The 20,683-nt window shown below is 64.0% G+C and carries 16 protein-coding genes and 1 pseudogene; 8 read left to right on the top strand and 9 right to left on the bottom strand.

The window, feature by feature from the left end; translation table 11 throughout:
• Window positions 1–1,337: pseudogene (locus A3A5_RS39455) on the top strand (nitrate/sulfonate/bicarbonate ABC transporter ATP-binding protein).
• Window positions 1,338–1,410: 73 nt separating this feature from the next.
• Here A3A5_RS39455 and A3A5_RS0128085 read toward each other — a convergent pair.
• The 5 genes from A3A5_RS0128085 to A3A5_RS0128105 form a co-directional block, all read right to left on the bottom strand.
• Window positions 1,411–3,807 (bottom strand): FUSC family protein, encoded by a 2,397-nt coding sequence (locus A3A5_RS0128085; RefSeq protein ID WP_018313792.1) that lies wholly within the window; start codon window positions 3,805–3,807, stop codon window positions 1,411–1,413.
• Window positions 3,808–3,857: 50 nt separating this feature from the next.
• Complete coding sequence (locus tag A3A5_RS0128090) at window positions 3,858–5,672, bottom strand: M61 family metallopeptidase (RefSeq protein WP_018313793.1); 1,815 nt, start codon at window positions 5,670–5,672, stop codon at window positions 3,858–3,860.
• A 70-nt stretch (window positions 5,673–5,742) separates the two neighbouring features.
• Window positions 5,743–6,747, bottom strand: coding sequence for an MDR family oxidoreductase (locus A3A5_RS0128095; RefSeq protein ID WP_018313794.1), 1,005 nt, complete (start codon window positions 6,745–6,747; stop codon window positions 5,743–5,745).
• Window positions 6,748–6,858: 111 nt separating this feature from the next.
• Window positions 6,859–7,608, bottom strand: a complete 750-nt coding sequence (locus A3A5_RS0128100) for a DsbC family protein (protein ID WP_018313795.1) — start codon at window positions 7,606–7,608, stop codon at window positions 6,859–6,861.
• Window positions 7,609–7,661: 53 nt separating this feature from the next.
• Window positions 7,662–8,957, bottom strand: a complete 1,296-nt coding sequence (locus A3A5_RS0128105) for a UbiH/UbiF family hydroxylase (protein WP_018313796.1) — start codon at window positions 8,955–8,957, stop codon at window positions 7,662–7,664.
• Between the two features lie 111 nt (window positions 8,958–9,068).
• Between A3A5_RS0128105 and ychF the strand changes: the two genes are divergently transcribed.
• The 5 genes from ychF (at window position 9,069) to A3A5_RS0128130 (ending at window position 15,975) form a co-directional block, all read left to right on the top strand.
• A complete protein-coding gene (gene ychF / locus A3A5_RS0128110; protein ID WP_018313797.1) occupies window positions 9,069–10,157 on the top strand; it encodes a redox-regulated ATPase YchF in 1,089 nt (362 codons plus the stop codon).
• Window positions 10,158–10,494: 337 nt separating this feature from the next.
• Window positions 10,495–11,655, top strand: a complete 1,161-nt coding sequence (locus A3A5_RS0128115; RefSeq protein ID WP_232431476.1) for an integrase — start codon at window positions 10,495–10,497, stop codon at window positions 11,653–11,655.
• A 48-nt stretch (window positions 11,656–11,703) separates the two neighbouring features.
• On the top strand, window positions 11,704–13,524 hold the full coding sequence (locus A3A5_RS0128120; RefSeq protein ID WP_018313799.1) for a hypothetical protein: 1,821 nt from the start codon (window positions 11,704–11,706) through the stop codon (window positions 13,522–13,524).
• Between the two features lie 193 nt (window positions 13,525–13,717).
• On the top strand, window positions 13,718–15,601 hold the full coding sequence (locus tag A3A5_RS0128125; protein WP_018313800.1) for a hypothetical protein: 1,884 nt from the start codon (window positions 13,718–13,720) through the stop codon (window positions 15,599–15,601).
• The gene (locus A3A5_RS0128130; RefSeq protein WP_018313801.1) at window positions 15,598–15,975 is read left to right on the top strand and encodes a hypothetical protein; all 378 of its coding nucleotides are present in this window, start codon (window positions 15,598–15,600) and stop codon (window positions 15,973–15,975) included. The genes A3A5_RS0128125 and A3A5_RS0128130 overlap by 4 nt, the downstream gene beginning before the upstream one ends.
• A 362-nt stretch (window positions 15,976–16,337) precedes the next feature.
• Here A3A5_RS0128130 and A3A5_RS0128135 read toward each other — a convergent pair whose 3' ends face one another.
• Genes A3A5_RS0128135 through A3A5_RS0128150 form a run of 4 tightly spaced genes read right to left on the bottom strand, consistent with a single transcriptional unit; the run spans window position 16,338 to window position 19,256 of the window.
• Entirely contained in the window at window positions 16,338–17,885 is a 1,548-nt protein-coding gene (locus A3A5_RS0128135; RefSeq protein WP_157637310.1) for a ThiF family adenylyltransferase, read from the bottom strand.
• Window positions 17,886–17,890: 5 nt separating this feature from the next.
• Window positions 17,891–18,430 (bottom strand): Mov34/MPN/PAD-1 family protein, encoded by a 540-nt coding sequence (locus A3A5_RS0128140; RefSeq protein WP_018313803.1) that lies wholly within the window; start codon window positions 18,428–18,430, stop codon window positions 17,891–17,893.
• Window positions 18,427–18,930, bottom strand: a complete 504-nt coding sequence (locus tag A3A5_RS0128145; RefSeq protein WP_026201219.1) for a hypothetical protein — start codon at window positions 18,928–18,930, stop codon at window positions 18,427–18,429. Before A3A5_RS0128145 ends, A3A5_RS0128140 begins: the two co-directional genes overlap by 4 nt.
• On the bottom strand, window positions 18,927–19,256 hold the full coding sequence (locus A3A5_RS0128150; protein WP_018313805.1) for a hypothetical protein: 330 nt from the start codon (window positions 19,254–19,256) through the stop codon (window positions 18,927–18,929). Before A3A5_RS0128150 ends, A3A5_RS0128145 begins: the two co-directional genes overlap by 4 nt.
• A gap of 216 nt (window positions 19,257–19,472) precedes the next feature.
• On the opposite strand from A3A5_RS0128150, the gene A3A5_RS0128155 reads away from it, so the two are divergent.
• Window positions 19,473–19,796 carry a helix-turn-helix domain-containing protein gene (locus A3A5_RS0128155; protein ID WP_018313806.1) on the top strand — a complete coding sequence of 108 codons (324 nt, stop codon included), beginning with the start codon at window positions 19,473–19,475 and terminating at the stop codon, window positions 19,794–19,796.
• Between the two features lie 3 nt (window positions 19,797–19,799).
• Entirely contained in the window at window positions 19,800–20,660 is an 861-nt protein-coding gene (locus A3A5_RS0128160; RefSeq protein ID WP_018313807.1) for an ImmA/IrrE family metallo-endopeptidase, read from the top strand.
• The last annotated feature ends 23 nt before the right edge of the window (window positions 20,661–20,683 follow it).

Here is a 20,683-nt window from a genome sequence, read left to right on the forward strand (position 1 = left end):
ATGGCAGAGAACATTGCATCCACCGCCGCCCCCGCCGTGATCGAGCTGCGCGGCGTCGGCAAGATCTTCCGCACCGCCAGCCAGAGCGACCGCGCCGTGCTCGAAGGCGTGGACCTGACGCTGCGCGAGGGCGAGATCGTCGCCATGCTGGGCAAGTCCGGCTCGGGCAAGTCCACGCTGCTGCGCATCATGGCCTGGCTGGTCGGCGCCGACCGCGGCGAGGTGCATTTTCGCGGCGAGCGCCTGGCCGGCACCGCCGAAGGCATCGCCATGGTGTTCCAGTCGTTCGCGCTGTTCCCGTGGCTGACGGTGCAGCAGAACGTCGAGCTGGGGCTCGAAGCCCAGGGCGTGCCCAGGGCCGAGCGCGAGCGCCGCGCCGAGGCCGCGATCGACATGATCGGGCTGGCCGGCTTCAACAGCGCGCTGCCGCGCGAGCTGTCGGGCGGCATGCGCCAGCGCGTGGGCATTGCGCGCGCGCTGGTGACCGGGCCGGACCTGCTGCTGATGGATGAAGCCTTCTCGGCCCTGGACGTGCTGACCGGCGAGACCCTGCGCGACGAGATGCTGGCGCTGTGGGAAAGCGGGCGCGCCAATATCCGGAGCATCCTGATCGTCTCGCACAATATCGAAGAGGCGGTGATGATGGCCGACCGCATCGTGATTCTGTCGAGCGACCCGGGCCGCATCCGCGCCGAGGTGCCGGTGGCGCTGCCGCGCCCGCGCAACCGCGACAGCGTGCAGTGCGCGCGCTGGTCGACGAGATCTACGCGCTGATGACCGCCCCCGCCGCCGAAGCGCGCCTGCCCGCGCAAGCGCCCGCGCGCCAGATCGCCTACCGGCTGCCGGATGCCGACATCAGCCAGATGGAAGCCATCCTCGACCTGCTGTGCGAGGCGCCCTTCAACTGCCGCGCCGACCTGCCCCATCTGGCCGACGAGGCCGGCCTCACCGACGACGAACTGCTGCCTGCGTGCGAAGCGCTGCAGCTGGTGCAACTGGTGTCGATCGAGCGGGGCGACATCGCCGCCACCGAGGCCGGCCGCGCATGGTACGCCGCCGGGCCGCAGCAACGCAAGGTGATGTTCGGCCAGCAGCTGCTGGGCAACGTCGCGCTGGCCGCGCATATCCGCCGAGAACTGGTGGCCAGCGAGGCCGGCGAGATCCGCGAGGAACAGGTGCTGCACGAACTGGAGCAGTTCCTGAAGCCCGCCGAGGCCGAGCGCGTGCTCAGCGTGGCGATCGGCTGGGGGCGCTACGGCGAGATCTACGAGTACCGCTACAACAGCGGCATGCTGACACTGCCCGAGGAAGAGCTGCCGCAGGGGCAAGGGGCTTAAGCCACTCCCACGGTTTTCTCCCCTCTCCCTCAAGCGGGAGAGGGGGGAAAACCAACGGCCTTCGATCGCGCTGCTAGTCGCGCGCACGCATGGCGCGCCCGATGGCCCCCGTGCGCAGCGCGATCTTGGCCGCATCCTCGCGCAACGCGCGCAGGCGGCGGTCCAGCACCGCATTGGCCGGACGGCCGGTGGAGCTGGCGGTGGGCCCGGCCTCATGGCTGGATTCACCGGCGGCGGCCGCGTGCACCAGCACGTCGGTGCGGCGCTTGTCGGCCGAATCGGCCAGGCGGGCGCGGCGTTCGGCGACGGCGTCTTCGGCGGCCTCGGCGACTTCGGCGCTGACAGTGGCCGCTACCGGTTCGGCACCGGCGGCAGCTTCAGCGGGAGGTTCGTGCGCCTTGTCCGCGGCCACGGGCGCTGCCTCCTTGCGCTCCACCGGCGTTTTCCCGCTGCGGATAAAGCCCGCGCCGCGGCCGCCGCCCCGCTCATCGGCATGCAGCCGCTCGCTGGCCACCTGCAGGCTGTGGCTGGCGGCCTCGGTGGCCTGCTCGATCGCGGCTTCCGCGGCCGGAATATCGAGCTCTTCATAGTGCTGGCGCACCTGGATGCGCGCCGCCGCCACGTGCGCCGCCACCAGGTAGTTCTGCACGATAAAGCGGTTCAGGTTGTCCACCGCGCGGTGCCGGCTCTTGGGCTCGTCCTGCATGCGCTGGAACGACGAGATCAGCGCCGACAGGTTGTCCATGAACTGCTTGCGCTGCACGCGGTAGGCAAAGTCATCCTTGGTCCGGCGCAGCAGCAGGTCGCGCGTGGCGCCGATATAGCGGCGGTTGGCCTGCAGCACGCCTTCCACCAGCTTGGGGATGGCGCGGTATTCCCAGCTCGGCAGCACAAAGCTGAACAGCGAGGCGATGATGCCGCCGATCACTGTGTCCACCAGCCGCTCGCCCGCCACGGTGGGGCTACCCGGCATCAGCAGGTGGATCTGGATCAGCACCTGGATGCAGGCGGCAATCGCGGTGTAGCGGTACTTGATGGTCACGAACGCGGCGCTGGCCACCAGCGACAGGAACAGCACGCCCAGCAGGATCAGCGGCTGGTGCACCACCTTCAGGATCCCGACCGAGACCACGCAGCCGATCAGCGTGCCGATCACGCGGTCGTTGTAGCGCTGCTTGGTCATGCTGAAGTTGGGCTTCAGGATGACGATGATGGTCAGCAGGATCCAGTAGCTGTGCGACACATAGGGCAGGTGCTCGGCGATCCACAGACCCAGCGCCACCGCCATCGAGATCCGCACCGCGAAGCGGAACGCCGGCGAACGCCACTTCAGGTTGTCGCGCAGCACGCTGAACTCATACTTCTGGCGCGTCAGGAACGGCGTCATGTCCGAGCCGGGCAGCACCCTGGCCGGCTCCACCGGCGTGCGCGACGCTTCGTGCAGCTGGCCGACCAGCGTGATCGCGCCGCGCATCATGTCGAGCGTTTCAGCCAGCGCCGTCATTGCCGCCGGGTTGATATGGTGGTGCCGCAACTGCGTGATCTCGGCCTCGACCGCGCGCAGGCCCTGGCGGTATTCCACCGTGGCGTATGAGGCGCGGCCGCGCGTGACCTCGTAGGCGATCTCCTCCACGTCCTTGCACATCTGCACTACCAGCCCGCGCAGGTGGTCCAGCACCGGCGTGCCGGCAAACGTCTGGCGCAGCAGCGGATAGTCGGTGTTGGTCGACAGGATGTACTCGTACAGGTCGAGCATGCGCATGTGCACCTGCACCAGCAGCCCGTCGTGCGGGGTGCGGTTGCCGCGCAGCACCAGGTCGCGCGCGGCCTGCTGGCGCTCGGCTACCACGATCTGCTGGCGCACCAGCTGGTTGAACTGGGCCTCGTAGTCGTTGCCGGCGTCGTAGAAGCCGGCCTTGATCTCGAGATAGCCGGCCAGCTCATACAATGATTCGGCCAGCACTTGCTGCTTGGTGCGGCGCTCGGTGATCCAGCTCACCAGCATCGCATAGCCGAGATAAGCGACCGCGCCGATGCTGAACAGCGCCGCGTGCTCCAGCGCGCGCCGCACCAGGAAGTCTTCGTTGATGGTCAGCGTCATCACGAACAGCGCCGCGAACTGCAGCGGCAGCGTCTTGTTGCCGTACACCGTCATCATGCCGGCCAGGAACGTCACCAGCACCAGCAGGAACGGCATCACGCGCGGGAACGGCGTGGCCAGCGCCACCACCAGCGTGACCACGCTGCACAGCAGCACGCTGGCCAGCATCTCGTTGAACTTGTGGTTCAGCGGACTGGGCAGGTCCATCAGGCTGGTACACAGCGCCCCCATCGACACCACCATCGCGGTGGGCAGGTCACTGAAGTGCAGCGCGATCAGCGTGGCGCCGATCACGCCCGTGGCCGAGCGCAGCCCGCGGTAGACGTAGTGCGAATACAGGAAGGTGCGGGGATCGTGCGCGTATTGCATGCAGCGGGGGCGATGGCGTGCGGTGGCGGGTGTGGCAGCGGAAGACTAGTTCACTGGCCCAGCCAGCGCGAGCGGGCCGCGTGCCGTCCGCTCTCCGGCTTCAACTTGAACTGCGCCGCCGGCTCGCGCGCCAGCGTCACCGGCCGCGCCTGCAGCTCGTCGCGGCGGAAAGCGTGCAGCTCGATGCGGTCGCCGGTGCGGTAGCGCGCCAGCAGCTTGTCGAGCTGGCCGGGCGCCACGCGCAGGCCGTCGAGGGCCACCAGCAGGTCGCCCGCGGACAGGCCCGCGGCCTGCGCCGCGCCGCCATCCAGCACCTGGCTGACGCGCACCCAGCCGTCCTCGGTCTTGACCTTGATGCCCAGCGCCGCGGTGCGCGACGGCTTCTGCGCCTCGGCCTTGACGCCGAACGTCTTGAACAGCGCCGGCAGCGGCAGCTCGCCGGTGCCTTCGGTCAGAGAACGCAGCAGCGGCCCCATGCGCAGGCCGGTGACTTCATCGAACAGCGCCTGGACCTCGGCCTCGGTCACGCCGCGCTGCACCGCGCCCGGCGCATAGAAGCCGCGGCCGTAGCGGCGCCACAGCGCGCGCATGACATCATCCAGCGAACGGCGCCCGCGGGTCTTGTCGCGGATGGTCAGGTCCAGCGCCAGCGCCACCAGCGAGCCCTTGGTGTAGTAGCTGACGATGGCGTTGGGGGCGTTTTCGTCCTGGCGGTAGTACTTGGTCCAGGCGTCGAACGAACTCTGCGCCACGCTCTGCTTGGTGCGGCCGCTGCCGCGCAGCACGCCGTTCCAGGTCTTGGCCAGCATCTCGACGTACTGCGCTTCGGTCACGCAGCCCGAGCGCACCAGCACCAGGTCGTCGTAGTAGCTGGTGAAGCCTTCGAACAGCCACAGCAGCGGCGTGTGGGTTTCCTCGGCCAGCCGGTACGGCACGAACGCGGCCGGCTTGATGCGCTTGACGTTCCAGGTGTGGAAATACTCATGGCTGCACAGTCCGAGGAAGGTGCGATAACCCTCGCTGGTGTCGCTGTCGCCGCGCACGGGTAAATCATTGCGCGCGCACATCAACGCGGTGCTGGCGCGATGCTCCAGGCCGCCGTAGCCATCGGTGGTGACCATCGTCATGAAGACGTAGCGGCGGTTGCTGTCCAGGAACGGCGCCTGCACGGTCTTGGGTTCGAACAGCCGGATCTGCGCCTCGCAGATGCGCTTCAGGTCGCGACACACGCGCTCAAGGTCGAGCTGCGGCACGCGGCCGGTGAAGACCACGTCATGCTGCGCGCCGCAGGCGCGGAAGCTGGCCAGCTGGAAGTTACCCATCTCGACCGGATGGTCGACCAGCTCATCATAGTCGGCCACCTGGTAGCGGCCGAAGCCGTAGCACTTCGCGCCGCCGCGGCCAGGCGCCTCGCGCATGGCGGTGGCCACGCGCCAGTCGCGGTAAGCTTCGCCCGCGGGCGCGTGGATATCGACCGTGCAGGGATGATCGGCCTGCCCCGCCACGCACAGGAATACCGAGCTGCCGTTGAAGAAGCCATGCGTGGTGTCGAGGTGCGCGGCGCGCACCGACAGGTCCCAGGCATAGACCTCGTAGCTCACCGTCAGCGGGCCATCGGCAACGCTGACCGGCGCGGCCTGCCAGCTCTGCTTGTCGAGCTTGGTCAGCCTGACCTCGCGCCCGCCCGCATCAGCGCGGATGCGCACGATATGGCGCGCGAAGTCCCGGATCATGTAGCTGCCCGGGATCCATGCCGGCAGCGAGAAACACTGGCCTGCGGGGTCGGGCTCGCTCACGGTGACGGTGACGGCAAACAGGTGCGCTTCAGGCTGAAGCGGGGCGATGGCGTAGCGGATCGGCGTCATGGGCAGGATTGTAACGTCGGCGCTTGCGGGTAGCGCCGACGCGGTTTTGCAGCAAAGCGACGGGCAGTGATCAGCCGCGATTCACATCCACCACCACGCGCCCGCGCATGCCGCCTGCCATGATCTTGCGGCCGGCCTCGATCGCATCGCCCAGGCCGATCTCGCGCGTCAGCGCATTGAGCCGGTCCGGCTCCAGGTCGCTGGCCAGCCGCTGCCAGGCCTGCTCGCGCAGCGGCATCGCCGCCATCACGCTGTCGATGCCGTGCAAGGTGATGCCGCGCAGGATGAACGGCGCCACCGACCCCGGGAAGTCCAGGCCCTGCGCCAGCCCGCACGCCGTCACCACGCCGCCGTAGCGCACCTGGGCGCAGGCATTGACCAGTGTGTGCGAGCCGACCGAGTCGACCACCGCGGCCCAGCGCTCTTTCTGCAGCGGCTTGCCGGGCACGCCCAGTTCGGCGCGGTCGATCACTGCATCGGCGCCCAGCGCCTTCAGGAAATCCGCTTCCCTGGTCTTGCCGGTCGAGGCCACCACCTTGTAGCCAAGCTTGCTCAACAGCGAGATCGCCACCGTCCCCACCCCGCCCGATGCGCCGGTCACCAGCACCTCGCCATCGCCGGGGCGCACCGGGCCGTTGACGCCGCCGCGCTCCAGTGCCAGCACCGACAGCATCGCGGTATAACCCGCGGTGCCGATCGCCATGGCCTGGCGCGTGGTGAAGGCGTCGGGCAGGCGCACCAGCCACTCGCCCTTCAGGCGTGCGCGCTGGGCCAGGCAGCCCCAATGCGTCTCGCCCACGCCATAGCCATTGAGCACCACCTTGTCGCCGGCCTTCCAGCGCGGGTGCGCGGACTCCAGCACCGTGCCGGCGCCGTCGATGCCCGCCACCATCGGCCACTTGCGCACCACCGGTGAGCGGCCCGTGATCGCCAGCCCGTCCTTGAAGTTGATGGTGGAGTAGTCGACGGCAACCAGCACGCCGCCGTCAGCGGGCAGCTGCGCGTCGTCGAGCGTGGCGATATTGGCCTGGGTGGCGCCGTCGGCCTGGGTCAGCAGCAATGCCTGGAAGGTCATGGTGTCTCCTTTGTCGCCTGTCGGCGATCGCATGGAATAAGGGGAAGGCAGAAAGCAGAACGGCCGGACAAGTCCGGCCGTCGATCGGGCCGGGACAGGTCCGGCGCGCGCTTATTTCTTGAGGCTGGCGAGCTTGCGCTCCAGCGTGGCCACGTCCGCCGCGCCCGGGATGCGAGTGCCGTCGGTGAAGAACACCGCCGGCGTGCCGGTCACGTTCAGGCTGTGGCCCAATGCCAGGTTCTCTTCCAGCGGGGTCTTGCAGCTGCCGTTGCCGCTCAGCGCCACCTGCTTGAGCATCCAGTCGCGCCAGGCCTTGGTGCGGTCGGACGCGCACCAGACCTGCTTGGCCTTGGTTTCAGAATCCGGCGACAGCACCGGGTACAGGAAGGTGTACACGGTGATGTTGTCCATCTGCTGGAAGGTCTGCTCGATGCGCTTGCAGTAGCCGCAGTTGGGGTCGGAGAACACCGCCACCTGGCGGCTGCCGTCGCCCTTGGTCCACTTGATCGCGCGCGCCAGCGGCAGATCTGTCCACTTGATGCGGTTGATCTCGGCCAGCCGCTCCTCGGTCAGGTTGGTGCCGGTGCGGGTGTCGATCATCTCGCCGTTCAGGATGTAGCGGCCCGAGGTATCGGTGTAGACCACCTGCCCGCCGATGTTGGCCTCGAACAGGCCGGGCACCGGGGTCTTGGTCACGCTCTTCACTTCGGCGCGGCCGCCCAGCATCTTCTGCAGCGACTCCTTGATGCGGTCGGTGCCGGGCTCGCCGGCGGCCATGGCATGCAGCGCGAAGCCCGCTGCGGCCAGGCCGCCGGCAATGGCGGTGGTCCAGGCAGTGTGGCGGCGCAGGAATTGGAACATGTGGACTCCAGAGTATTCTGGTAAAGGGATCGGACCGTTGGTTCAGCTTGCGGTCAGCCGAGCGCGCGCTTGATCAGCAAGCGCTTGAGCAAGGACTGGCCGCCCACCGCGCGCATGCCGGTGTTGCGCACCACGCGGGCCACGCCGCCCGGCAGCGAGAACAGCCGGTGCAGCCCGTCGGTGGCCGCGGTCAGCGACAGCAGGTCAGTGGCGCGGGCGCGTTCATAACGGCGCAGCAGGCGCAGGTCGCCCTCGCTGCGGAAAGGTTCTTTGTCGGCCATCACGCGGCCAAGTTCCGCCACGTCGCGCAGGCCCAGGTTCATGCCCTGCCCGGCCAGCGGATGCACCACGTGGGCGGCGTCGCCCACCAGCGCCACGTGCGGCTGCACGAAGTGGTCGGCCCGCTGCAGCACCAGCGGGAAGCCCTGCGCCGGCGTCACGCAGCGCAGCGCGCCAAACTGCGCGCCGACCGCGCCGCTGGCGCCCTGCATCACGGTGGCGGCCAGCGCCTCGGGCGACAGCGCCAGCAGCTCGCGCGCGTGGGCCTCGTCGGCGGACCAGACCATCGACACATGGTTGTCCGGCAGCGGCAGCATCGCCAGCACTTCGCCGTTGGCGGGTTCCTCGTCAGCCATCAGCTTTTCGGGCGCGCCCAGGAACCACTGCCACGCGGTTTCCTGGTGCGGGCGCTCGCAGGCGAAATTGGCGACCACGCCCAGCTGGCGGTACTTGCGCGTGCTGACGCCGATATGGCATTGCTGGCGCAGCCAGGAGCGCGCGCCGTCGGCGCCGATCACGCAGGCCGTGCGCAGCTTCTCGCCATTGCCCAGGGTCAGCGTGACGCCGTCCGGATCGCGCTCGAACCCGCTCGCCGTGGCGTCGTGCCAGGTCACCTGGTGCTGGAAGCCCAGCGCCGTGTCCAGTGCGCGCTCGACGTGGCTGGATTCGATGATCCACGCCAGCTGCGGCACCGCGGCCGCGTAGGCAGAGAAATGCAGGTCCCCGTCCAGGCTCGGCGAACTCTCGGCCGCGCTGACATCGCCGAACACGCGCATGTCGCGCACCGGCTGGATCCGCGCCGGGTCCAGCGCTTCCCACACGCGCATGCGCTCCAGCAGCGCCTGCGAGCTGGCCGAGAAGGCATAGATGCGGCTGTCCCAGTCATCCGGCCCCGCCGGCGCGCGGCCGCTGGCGCGGGGCGGCCTGGGCGCGACCAGCGCCACGTCCATGCCTTGCTGGGCCAGCAGCAGCGCGCAGGACTTGCCGACGATGCCGCCGCCGACGACGGCAACCTGGAAAGCGGAGGAGTTGCGCGCGGACGGGCGCGCGGACGCGTGGGATCGGGTCATGGCTGGATTATAGCCACGTCACTCCTGGCCCCGCCCCACGTCTGCTCAACCCGGCCGATGGCGAGGCCCCATCCGCTAGAATATGGGTTTTGCCATTTCCCGCCTTCTATCATGAGCCTCCAATGCGGCATCGTCGGCCTGCCCAACGTCGGCAAGTCCACGCTGTTCAATGCCCTGACCAAGGCCGGCATCGCCGCCGAAAACTACCCGTTCTGCACGATCGAACCCAATGTGGGCGTGGTCGAAGTGCCGGATCCGAGGCTCGCCAAGCTGGCGGAGATCGTCAAGCCGGAGCGCATCCTGCCGGCCACGGTCGAGTTCGTCGACATTGCCGGCCTGGTGGCGGGCGCTTCCAAGGGTGAGGGCCTGGGCAACCAGTTCCTCGCCAATATCCGCGAATGCGACGCCATCACCCACGTGGTGCGCTGCTTTGAGGATGACAACGTGATCCACGTGTCTGGCAGGGTGCACCCGCTGTCGGACATCGAAGTGATCAACACCGAACTCGCGCTGGCTGACCTCGCCACCGTCGAAAAAGCCCTGGCCCGCTACATCAAGCCGGCCCGCGCCGGCGACAAGGAAGCCCAGCGCCTGGTCGCCGTGCTGGAAAAGGCACAGGCCGTGCTCGACCAGGCCAAGGCCGTGCGCACGCTCGACCTGGCACCGGAAGAGTGGGAAGCCATCCGCCCGTTCTGCCTGATCACCGCCAAGCCGACCATGTATGTCGCCAACGTGCGTGAAGACGGCTTCGAGAACAACCCGCACCTGGACGCCGTGCGCGAGCACGCCAAGCAGACCGATTCGCCGGTGGTCGCCGTGTGCGCCGCCATCGAAGCCGAGATCGCCGACCTGGACGACGCCGACAAGGCCGAATTCCTGGCCGACCTGGGCATGGAAGAACCGGGCCTGGACCGTGTGATCCGTGCCGGCTTCAAGCTGCTCGGCCTGCAGACCTACTTCACCGCCGGCGTCAAGGAAGTGCGCGCATGGACCATCCACGTCGGCGACACCGCTCCCAAGGCGGCTGGGGTGATCCACACCGACTTCGAACGCGGCTTTATCCGCGCGCAGACCATCGCCTATGACGACTTCATCAGCTTCAAGGGTGAGACCGGCGCGAAGGAAGCCGGCAAGATGCGGGCGGAAGGGAAGGAGTATGTGGTGAAGGATGGGGATGTGATGAACTTCCTGTTCCATTAACAGGTTTTCACCTCAGATACACGTTTGACAGAGAGGGCCGGTATGGACACACTCCGTGTGTTTCCGTACCGGCCCTCTTATGTCTCAAGCGCCATCTGTCTACACGCTCCCTATCTTCCGCAATACCCGGGTTGCTAATGAACCGGCACCTGGACGCATCCCGGTAGACCATCGGGTTAAGGGGGAACCGGTCAAATATTGGCGCGAGTTGCGCGCCTCCAAGGCAGTAAAGTGGGAGACGTTCCCACACTTCCCTCTGGTGCTCAATGCCGACGGATCACCGTGGGCCCCTGCCTGCATGTGGTTGTTGGATCGTGCGCGGGCCAGACCACATAAGGTGTCCTCGCTGAATCCCGTTGCGCAAGGGCTGCGGGCCTACAAGCAGTTCCTCGATGAATTTGGGCTCCAGTGGGACGACTTCTCCGCGGTGGACAAGTACCTGCGCCCCACCTACCACTACAAGACCCACCTCCAAGATCTGATTAACGCCGGCGCCATCAAGCACAGCACGGCCAGTAGCCGCATGCACACGGTGGTGGGCTTCTACCGGTTCCTCATGGAGAGCGAACGACTGGGCTTCCGCCCCCAGAACGCCCCATGGGTTGATCGGACCGTCGGCCTTGAATACCGCGATAGCAAGGGCTTCAAGCAGGTCAAGGCGGTGACGACGACCGACGTGTCCATCAAGGTTCCCAAGCGGGACTACGCGTGGGATCGCCGAATCAATGACGGCGGCAGGCTGCTGCCACTGTCCCGGCATGAGCAGAAGGCAATGGTCAAAGCGCTGAAGCAGCTCGGCAATCGCGACTACGAGCTAATGCACTACGCCGCGCTCCTGACCGGTGCCCGGATTCAGACCGTCCTGACACTGCGTTGGGGCGATTTCGCCACGCCTCCGAGCCAAATCAACCAGTGGCCGTTCAAGCTGCAGTGCGGGCCAGGGACCGGTATCGACACCAAAGACGATGTGCCGAATGTGTACCTCTCAGTGCAGCGGGACCTCTACGAATGGCTGCACATCTACGCAATCTCTGACCGGGCCAGGTCCAGGCGTGAGAAGTCCAGCCTCAAGCAGGACCCGCTGAACTATCTGTTCCTGTCCAGCCGGGGTGGCCCCCATTACGAGTCCAAGGATGATCGCAATGCCCTTCGGGACTCCACCGAACCGCTGAAGCGCTCATCTTCGGCGGGGCAGAACCTCCGGTCCTTCATCACCGACTACGTGCTCCCTGAGATCCGCAAGACCATCCCCGACTTCCACTACCAGTTCCACGACCTGCGGGCCACCTTCGGCGTCAATTGGGTTGACGCGGTCATGGAGAACCAAGACACGCGCCAGCGTTACCTCTGGACCCGGGACCAACTCCGCAGACTCATGTGGCACAAAAACCCAACCACGACGGATCGATACATCGAGTACCGCCAGCACATTCAACACCTTGAAAAGGCGGAAGCTCACTGGAACCGGAATCTGCTCGATCTCATCCGCTCCGCCTAAGCGTGCGAAGGTCTACAACGACAAGAACGAGAAGGCAGGGAAACCAACATGCATGAGTCCGACTGGATCAGCACGGGCGGCGGCTACCCTAAACGTCTGCCTCGCCTGGCGTTCCCATTAGAGGGGGCTATGCCCGACCTCTATGTGCCCCAGAGCACAATCCTGTATACAGCAGATCGCGTCCAGACCCATGCCTACCTCTGGTGCTACCTCGAGCGCAAGGTAATCGGCAAGAGATATCGGTTCAACCCATCAAGCCTGTCTGCGCAGCGGGTCGAGGACATGCCTAGGGCCATCGAGCGCCTGTCCAAGCGTTTCCGCTTCGACAACGCCAGGCCTAGGTCCGTGAGTGACGAGTTGGCGAACGGTCTGTCCAGATTCTTGAACTGGCTCGATGCCCCGCTCCACCATGGGCGCTTTGAATCGATCCTGAGCGACCCGGATCTCGCCCTTGAGGCGCTCCAAAGGCACCACAGCTACCTGCGGCAGCGCATGCAGGCTAACCACACAGGAAAGCGCATCAGTGCGTCTGCGGCGTCGATGATGGATGTCGACGCCATCAAGATGATGTCCGTCATCCACGACCGGGAATACAGCAACGAGGTCGAGGCCATTAAGTACATCCACGGTGACGGCGTCAAGGCTCCCAAATCGGAGGACGTGGCTGCCCTCATGGCTTGCGCGCAAGGAGTGTTCGACTCGGTGGCTCGGATCGTTCTCGACGACCCACGTGACAACAACGACTACGCCTCCCTCGGCGAGTTGCGTTGGCAGTCGGGGGCTCGACAAGTTTCGATGCCGATCCCAACCGGCACCCACATCGAGCGCGTGATCGAACTTGGGTGCATGGCCTATGCCGCGCTGTGCATCGGCGACTCGGGTGCCAACCTCGCCCCGATCCAGTCCTATGAAGAGCCCCAGAACTTGCATGAGCAACTGGCCAACCCGGAAAAGCTCAACCTGCGCCACAAGGTCATCAAGTTCCGGGCCGGGGGAAAGGAGGTGCCGGTTCACCTGACCTCCACCACCGTGACCCGCATGCGGGCTTACCTGCGCCTCCGGGAAGCTCTGCGCCGGCGGCTCGACTGCCCTGAAATCGGCCCGATGTTCATTCAATGCATGTACCCCGGATCGGCCCACGCGAGGCCTCTGGGGATTATCCCGCTGCCGCCAAATTTCACCTCTGCATTGCGCGGCAGGTTCAGCGCCTTCGGCATCAAGTTACCGCCAGTGACGATGCAGCAGTTGCGCGCCTACAAGTCCGGCAGGGTTGCCAAGGAACACAACCCCAAGGTGGCGGCTGACATGATGGGGCACTCGGTGAGCACGGCCATCCGCAGGTACAGCAACATCACGGATGCTGAGTCGAGATCCGAAATGGCCCCCTTCCTGGCCTCATTGACCTCGGTGGTCCTGACCCGCTCGGAGGCCGGCGCCGCGTCATCCAAGCCGGTCATCCCGATCACTGCCATCCCCGCCGGAGGCTGCGAAGACCACGGCCACCCCAAGGCTCTGGCTGACAACCCGCTGGTGAAGCCCGATTGCAAGAAGACCGAAGGCTGCTTCTTCTGCAACAAGTTCCACGTCCACGCCGACGAAGAGGATTGCGTCAAGCTGATGTCGTGCCGATCGGTGCTGGAACGCTTGGCGCCGAGGCTCGGCGACTCAGGCGCAGCTGAACTGGTTTATGCCGTCGTGATCGAGCGCATCGGCGCCCTGCTCAACGAGATCCAACGAATCAATCCTGAGGCCCATGAGCGGGCTCGGGTGGCCGTTCTGGAAGACGGCAGGCTTAGCCGTTACTGGGCCAGCAAACTCCAACAACTCCACTTGCTGGGCCTGCTGGCTCCGTCTTCCGCCCTGGTCTGATCGCGAGACACCACGCTCACGCTCAGCCTCACCGAAACCTGCCTGCAGACTACTTCCTATGCAAAGAAGCAATCTAGCGACACCGGCAACCACCTCGTCTAACGCTTTGCAGGCGAGGGAGGCCGATCAGGGTCGCACCCGGCTGCCGGAGGGCGTTCCTGGAGGTTCCGGCGGGACACCAGAAACTCCCCTGGTGGAGTCCTATTTCGATCCCCAGGCGGTCGTGACCCTGGATCCGGATGGGGAGCCTCTGAGCCACTACGGAGACAGGAGGTGGGATCTGAGATCGATGAGCACGGACGGAGGGCAAACACCGCACTTTCTGTCCTTCTTCGAGACGCAGGCCCTGTCGGTTCCACCGAAAATCGGCAGACCCGACCTCGCTGCTTTGATTCGGGAGCAGCAAAAGGCACTGCTATGGTTGCACATGGATGCAGGGCGACAAAGGGCCCAGAAAACGATGCTGCAGGCAGGTCGCGCGCTGAATCGATTGGCCCGAGGAGCGTACCGCCGCGGAATCTCGCTGTTCGAGTTGTTCTGTGATCCTCAGGTGCTCGGCGAAGAGTCGGCGGAACTAAACAGCGGGTACGCCAAAACCGCCCGAGCCTTGCTCAGGACACTGTGGCGCCACCGTGACTTCCTCAAGATTGGGCTGGAAGTCCGTTTGAAGCAGCTGGTTGAGGTCATCAAGCAATCCGCTCCAGAGGATGCAGAAGGCAGCCAAACGCCCATCATCCCATCCCGCATCTACTGCGCGATCCTGGCCGGCCTGCTGGGCGGTTTGGATGAGATCGAGCGCGGCCTGGACACCTTGCTGGATGCCTACCGGCGAGAGCGCTCCTCCACGCTCAATGCGCCAAAAGGCCTGACCGAGAATCAGCTAAATAAGCATCGCGATAAACAACTCCGAGAGGTGCGGGAGGCCATGCGGGCCAGGGGATGGAGCGAGGGAAGCCTTCACAATTTCGTCGCCGGCGAGATCATCGGAATTCAACTCAGGCTGATGAACCTCGTGATCGCCTTCACCGGCATGCGCGTCGCCGAAGCGCAGATCCTGCCGCTCAAGGGGGTTCTTGAGGAGGTCGAACACCGTGGCTCGGTGCACCACGTGGTCAACGGATACAGCCACAAGCTCAATGGTGGCAGAAAGAAGCCCGCCAGTTGGGTCACAAGCCGCGATGGCCATCGGGCAATCTTGCTTGCTCAAAGAGTCGCCACGGCCATCTTGGAGGTTCTGATAGACGGTGATCCCGCAATCGATGACGCCGCCTTATTGTTCTGCTCGACGGCCAACCCTTACAGGAAGCAGAGTACCTCCAACATCTACACGCGACTGCACGACGAGCTGATCCCTGATATCTGCGCCGTCATCACGCAGGCCGACATCGACGAGCTGAACGCGATGGAGTTGGAACGGAACTGGCTGCGTGAGGGCATTGAGGTCGGCAAACCGTGGCCGCTGACATTCCACCAATACCGTCGCAGCCTGTCGGTTTATGCCCATCGCTCGGGCATGGTGAGCCTGCCGGCCCTCAAAGGACAGTTGCAGCACATCACAGACGAGATGCGCGCGTACTACTCCGATGGGTTCTGCCGGGCGGTCAACCTCGTCTTCGACAAGGAACACTTCAGCCATGAGTGGAACGCCGCCAAGTCAGAATCAAGCTTCCTTGCCTACAGCTTGGCCTTGCTGTTCTCGGACGAAGACCTTATCGGCGAGATCGGTGGACGGGGCGCGGCCCGATTACATCAAACGGTATCCAGCCGCCCCAAGGAAGAGACACTGAAACTCTTCCGTGACGGCAAGCTGGCCTACCGCGAGACCGTCCTGGGCGGTTGCATCGCCGTGGAGGACTGCAATCACACGCCGCTGGAACCCATCCCTTGGGACTGCCTGGAAAAGGACTGTGCCAACGCGGTGGTGTTTGAAAAACGCCTGGGTCTGCTGATCAGAACGCAAGAAACAGTCGTCGCCACGCTGGCCAGCACAGAAGCGGGCAGCGTTGAGCACCGCTTGGAAGCCGATCACCTGCAGGTGCTTCTCAAAGCCCGCAAACACCTCATGGAGGCCGTATGAGCGCCAAGATCCAAGTCGACAAATACTTCGCCGCCTTGGAGCGTCTGACGGCACGTGGCGAGCCCATCAGCAACGATGCTGTGGCGCTGGAGGCCGGCAGCGGCCGGGGCAGCATCAAGAAGTCCAGGCCTGCCTACGCCGAACTGATCGCGACCATCAACGCGGCCGCCAAGCAGCAGGCTGAGGCCAAGGTTGCCTCAGACCCTGTGCCTGGTATGCGCAAGGACATCGAGGATCTGACGAGGCGACTGGACCAGTCCCTCGACAGGGAGGTGGCTCTGTTGCACGAGCTCTACGACCTGCGCGCCGAGGTCAAGCAATTGGCGGAAGAGAACCGACTCCTAAAGCTCGGCAGACTCGTCCCGGTGCAATGACCCTATTCAAAAGGGGGATCCGCATTTGCTGGTTGATGCCCTCGTTGCATGCTGCAACGCAAGATTCGAGCAAATCGAAAACAGGACTTCACCACAGGGTCGGCCATCCCAGACCCGTTTCAGCCACTCGGCACAACGTCACCGCACAGGCTGCTTCCAAAGTACAACGGCCGTACGCCCTGTCATCGCGACCGACGAGTGATCGATTTGGGACGTTCGCTTTGAGCAGCCAATGACCGCTTTCGGGCGTTAGTACGCTCAGGCGGCAGTTGGCCACAAGCGGGCGCACTTGGGCGTCCGCTCAAGCACAGGCGGCCTCGTTCTTCATAACTATTCTTGAAATCCTCAGAAGCGGCAGCCAGCTATGCTCGATACGAACTGGACCAATGTCTGCTCCAGCGGTCTCGCAGCAGTTGGGAGCAATCGCAGCCATGATCATGACCGACATTCATCGACCGAACCCTTGCCCGGGCGAATGTCGCAACCGCCATGGTGCCGTCCTGAATTGCTTTAGCCGCACCCAAGTGAAGGTAGCGTAGGAACTGGGCAACCAGCAGGACGCCTGCTGCTGCGGAAACAAATCCCACCGACATCTCGGGCGAGCCGGCGGCGAAGCGGTCGAGGTCGGTTTCGGAAAGCTTTCCGCAACCACCGGGGCCGAGCAGGAGTTCAACGTCCTCCTCGGTCAAGCCAAGTTCGCGAGCGTACGCCGTCCGGCGCTCACCATCGAGCTGCCGCATTGCGGCAATTCGTTCCTGAACGATGGCGTTTCGCGACGGTAGTGGGTTATGGCATTTTAGGCAGGCCGTTCCAGCACCAAGGTCGAAGATGCTTGCTTTCGCGCTGAGTCCGTCAGTGCTGCCACCGACGATCAGTTGTGGCAAGCCGTTTTGAAGCGCATGCCGCGGGTCGTTTTTATCGACGCACGATAGAACGATGGGAAATTTGTACGCCTGCTCAAAGGCTCGAACGTCGTCGTTGGGAGCATGTTTGCCACCGCTTGTAGCGAAGGTTTGCCACCAATCCGAAACGGCTTTGCAGTCGAAACCTACCGACCGTAGGTAGCGCTGCATGAGACCAACCTTGGACTCCCCGTCGTCTTCGCGGGTCGACAGGGCGTAGCGGTTGTCGTTGGTCAGGTCGAGTTCGTCTTTGTCCACGACGCTGCACGAGCCGGCGAAACGCGAAGTGCCGAGGCAAAGGGCGGCTGCTTGAGCGACAGCGCCAGCGCCAGCGAAGTAGAAATGCGGCAGCACTTCAAACTGCTCGGCGCTCGGGCCGTCAATGAGTTCGGCCCACGTATCGGCACAAGACATCGTCCAAGATGAGGCGAAATGCGCCCTGATGAACTCGCCCTTACCCGGCTTCATCCCCCGCAACAACTTGAAGACTTCTCCGGCAGCGTAGCTCGCGCACAGATATGGCCCGATGGAGAGGTCACTTCGGGGGGGAGTATCCGGCACCTCTCCATCTACGCCAACGAAATATCTCCAGCCATCTGCGTAGAGTTGCAGGTGCCGGGGCGATGCCGTCGTGTCGGAGCCGATCACCAGAGTCACGTCGGGCGCCGAGCCCGCTTCGATCCGAGTGGCTCTGATGTGAGGTCCACTGACCAAACGAACGCATTCTTCCAGCGTTTCGAGAAGGGTATCCTTCGCGCCGAACGGTGCCACGCCCTGGTGAAGGGTGACTTCCGGCACGTCGAGGATGATTTCCTTCACGACTTTGAACTGGCGGCTCAGTAGGCTGACTAGCATCCAGACAAGATGCTGCGTGCCCGAAGCCGCTGCCATGCGCAAACTGACGTGGACGAGGACGACGCCTGGCTTCGCCTCACTAGTGTCGGCAAGAACGCCCTGGGGGTCGGCACGAAGATGCCGGTCAGCAAGCTGATCCAGTTCAGTTTTCATCGCGGTCATCGCAGGTCAAATATTGCGGCTTCTGGACCATCAGAAAGCACCACTCGCGACTGCGCGTGCTCGTCCGACAGCAGATGCCAATAGCTTTGGAAATACTCGTGGACGCCGAGGCCCCGCGGCCACGAGCCTGACCAGTTGCCGTACCGGGGGACGACAATGGACACCGCTCGGCGGCTCGGCGTCATCTCGTCGTCGCAAGACGAGTGCTCAACATCAACGCCAGGATGCGAGTGGATCGCGCCGACAACAGTCCACCCTTGCGCCCGAGCTAGTTCTGCGACCTTCAGCATGGCCTCGCCAGGCACCGAGTAGTTCCGCGGCCGATTGATTTGCATTGGCACCACAATGGCCTTCACCAGTCCGTTTCCAACGCTATCGAGCGGACCGAGCCATAGACAAGCTGACTCGACCATCCCCGCACCGCGCAGGATCACGGCCGTACGCACTAGCGTCTGAGCCGGCACCGTCAACACCTTGCCCGTCGGGACATACAGCGTTGGCGGCCGCGGCCGCCATAGAATTGTTTCGTCGTTCATGGCGTGCCGCGGCCTTTGTAGTACTGGGGGGCTAGGCCACGACGGATCGCGGCAAGCGTCGCCAAAAAGTTCATCCGCTGCGGATCCCACACGTGCTCCGCATTCACGCTATGGTTCACTTTATAAAACTCGAGCGTGGTCGAAGAACAGATGAGCTGACCGGCACTGTTGTAGTTCGGGTGAAAGCCGATGTCGGGTGCGCCTTCACACTTCGGAACCCAACGCACGTCATCGGGATACACGTATGTCATCGTGAGGGGGTTGATGAACTGCGCACTCGGAGGGCCCTTCGGGTAGTGATCGAAGAACAGACGCAGCAGGTAAAGATCAACCTGGCGTTGAGGCGCGTTTTCGACAAGCATGGGCACGAGCAGAGTCAGGTCGTCGGGTTTCGACCAGCCCCTGTCGGTCAAGGTGCTGTCTTTGAGTATTGATTGAAGGTCACGCTGGAACGCCTCCCTCCCAGCGTGAATGTCCTGCACAGGCATCGGTGCGATCACGACTGCGCTCCCCCCGTCGGGCCGACGATTTGGAACTTGTGGCTCTTCGTGTGCTTGTCGTCGAAGAGCTGCCGCATCGTTTCGCCGAGGTACGGCATCATGTCTACGCCATCGTCGGTCTGGAGGCGATCATCCGGGCGCCGGTCCTCACCCAACTTCACATACGCCATGTCCCATGCAGCTTGCAACGTGTCACTCCAGGAAACCCGGAACGTGACCTCCTGGACGGACGCCACATGCTCGAACTGAAGTTTCGGGCCGTGCTTGTCGTCGTGTTGATCGCTGCTGCCTTCGTGCGGCTTGTTTCCGAGAGCTGCGTCGCTCATGCGATACCTCGCTTACGGTTTTCGCCGCGGGTGCGGCGACTGGTTGATGGGTCTCAGTGCTCGTAACCAGAGCCATGCCCCATGAGACGCTATAGTACACTAAAATTGTTCGGTGTACCGAACAGCAGGATGAGGAGTGCCTCTAAAAATACCGACCACTTTCGTTCGGTATCGCAGTACAATACAAGGCTCGCTTTTTCTGATTCGCTCAAGACAATGGCCACACTCCGCGAGAAGCTCAAAGCGAAAAGAGCCGAGAAGGGCAAGTCCCTAGATGCCCTAGCGAAAGACGCTGGACTGAGCAAAAGCTATTTGTGGGAATTGGAGAACCGGCAATCGCCGAGGCCTTCCCTGGACAAATTGCAGGCGATCGCCGGCGCGCTAGACATCGACGTTGCCTTCTTTATGGACGACAGCATTGAAGATCTGCAGGAAGACCTGAAGGACCGGCAGTTCTTTCGCAACTACTCCAAACTGAAACCTGAAACGAAAGAACAGTTGCGAGTCATCCTCGAGGCGTTGAAAAAGACTGGTGGATAATAGATGCCGCAAACCGAGCCGGTCAGGCCGTCAAAAGCTGCGATTCGTCTGTCCCATCTTCTCGACGCCGCACTAGGGGAATCGACTCGATTCCCGGTTGACGTAGGAGAGCTTGCCCAAGCCGTTGGGCGTGACCTGAGGCTCGGGGACGAAATCACCGACGTCCAAGCTGCCAATCTCGACAGCTTCGAAGGTGGCTTGTTCCAAGTTGAGAAGGGCAGATGGGCGCTTCTCTACAACGAATCGTTGACGTCACCAGGGCGGATTCGCTTCACACAAGCCCACGAACTCGGCCACTTCCTAGTGCACCGACTCCTGCAAAACGAGTTCCATTGCTCGCAAGCAGAAGTCGCCGGCTATGACGCCGGGAGCAAACAAATGGAGGCCGAGGCCGACGAGTTCGCCTCCACGCTGTTGATGCCGATGAAACAGTTCAGGGCAAGCGTTGCAGGCCCGGCAATCGACCTCGATGTTCTGTCAAGTACGTCTACCAAATTCGGTGTGTCCCTGACTTCGGCTGCTCTGCGATGGATTCGCTCCACCGAGGACAGCGCTGTTCTCGTGCTCTCCACGGATGGCTTCATGAACTGGAGCGTCTCTTCCGACCAAGCTTTCAAGAACGGCGCGTACTTCAAGACTCGCGGCCGAGTTGTTCCCGTCCCCGAAGGCTCGCTCGCCGCAGACCCCGAGAAAGAGTCATCGCGGTTGGGTGAGCGCGTGCAACTGAAGACGTGGTTTGAGAACGCGCACCCTGATGCAGTCGTGCGCGAGATGAAGCTGCAGTGCGACAACTACGGCTACACGCTGTCGTTGCTGCACCTCTCGAACGGAGATAAAGTTTGGGCGCCTCGCGATTGGACGTAGTGTCACGCTGAAGCCGCCGCGTG

This window comes from Cupriavidus sp. UYPR2.512 (assembly GCF_000379565.1).
GTDB lineage: Bacteria > Pseudomonadota > Gammaproteobacteria > Burkholderiales > Burkholderiaceae > Cupriavidus.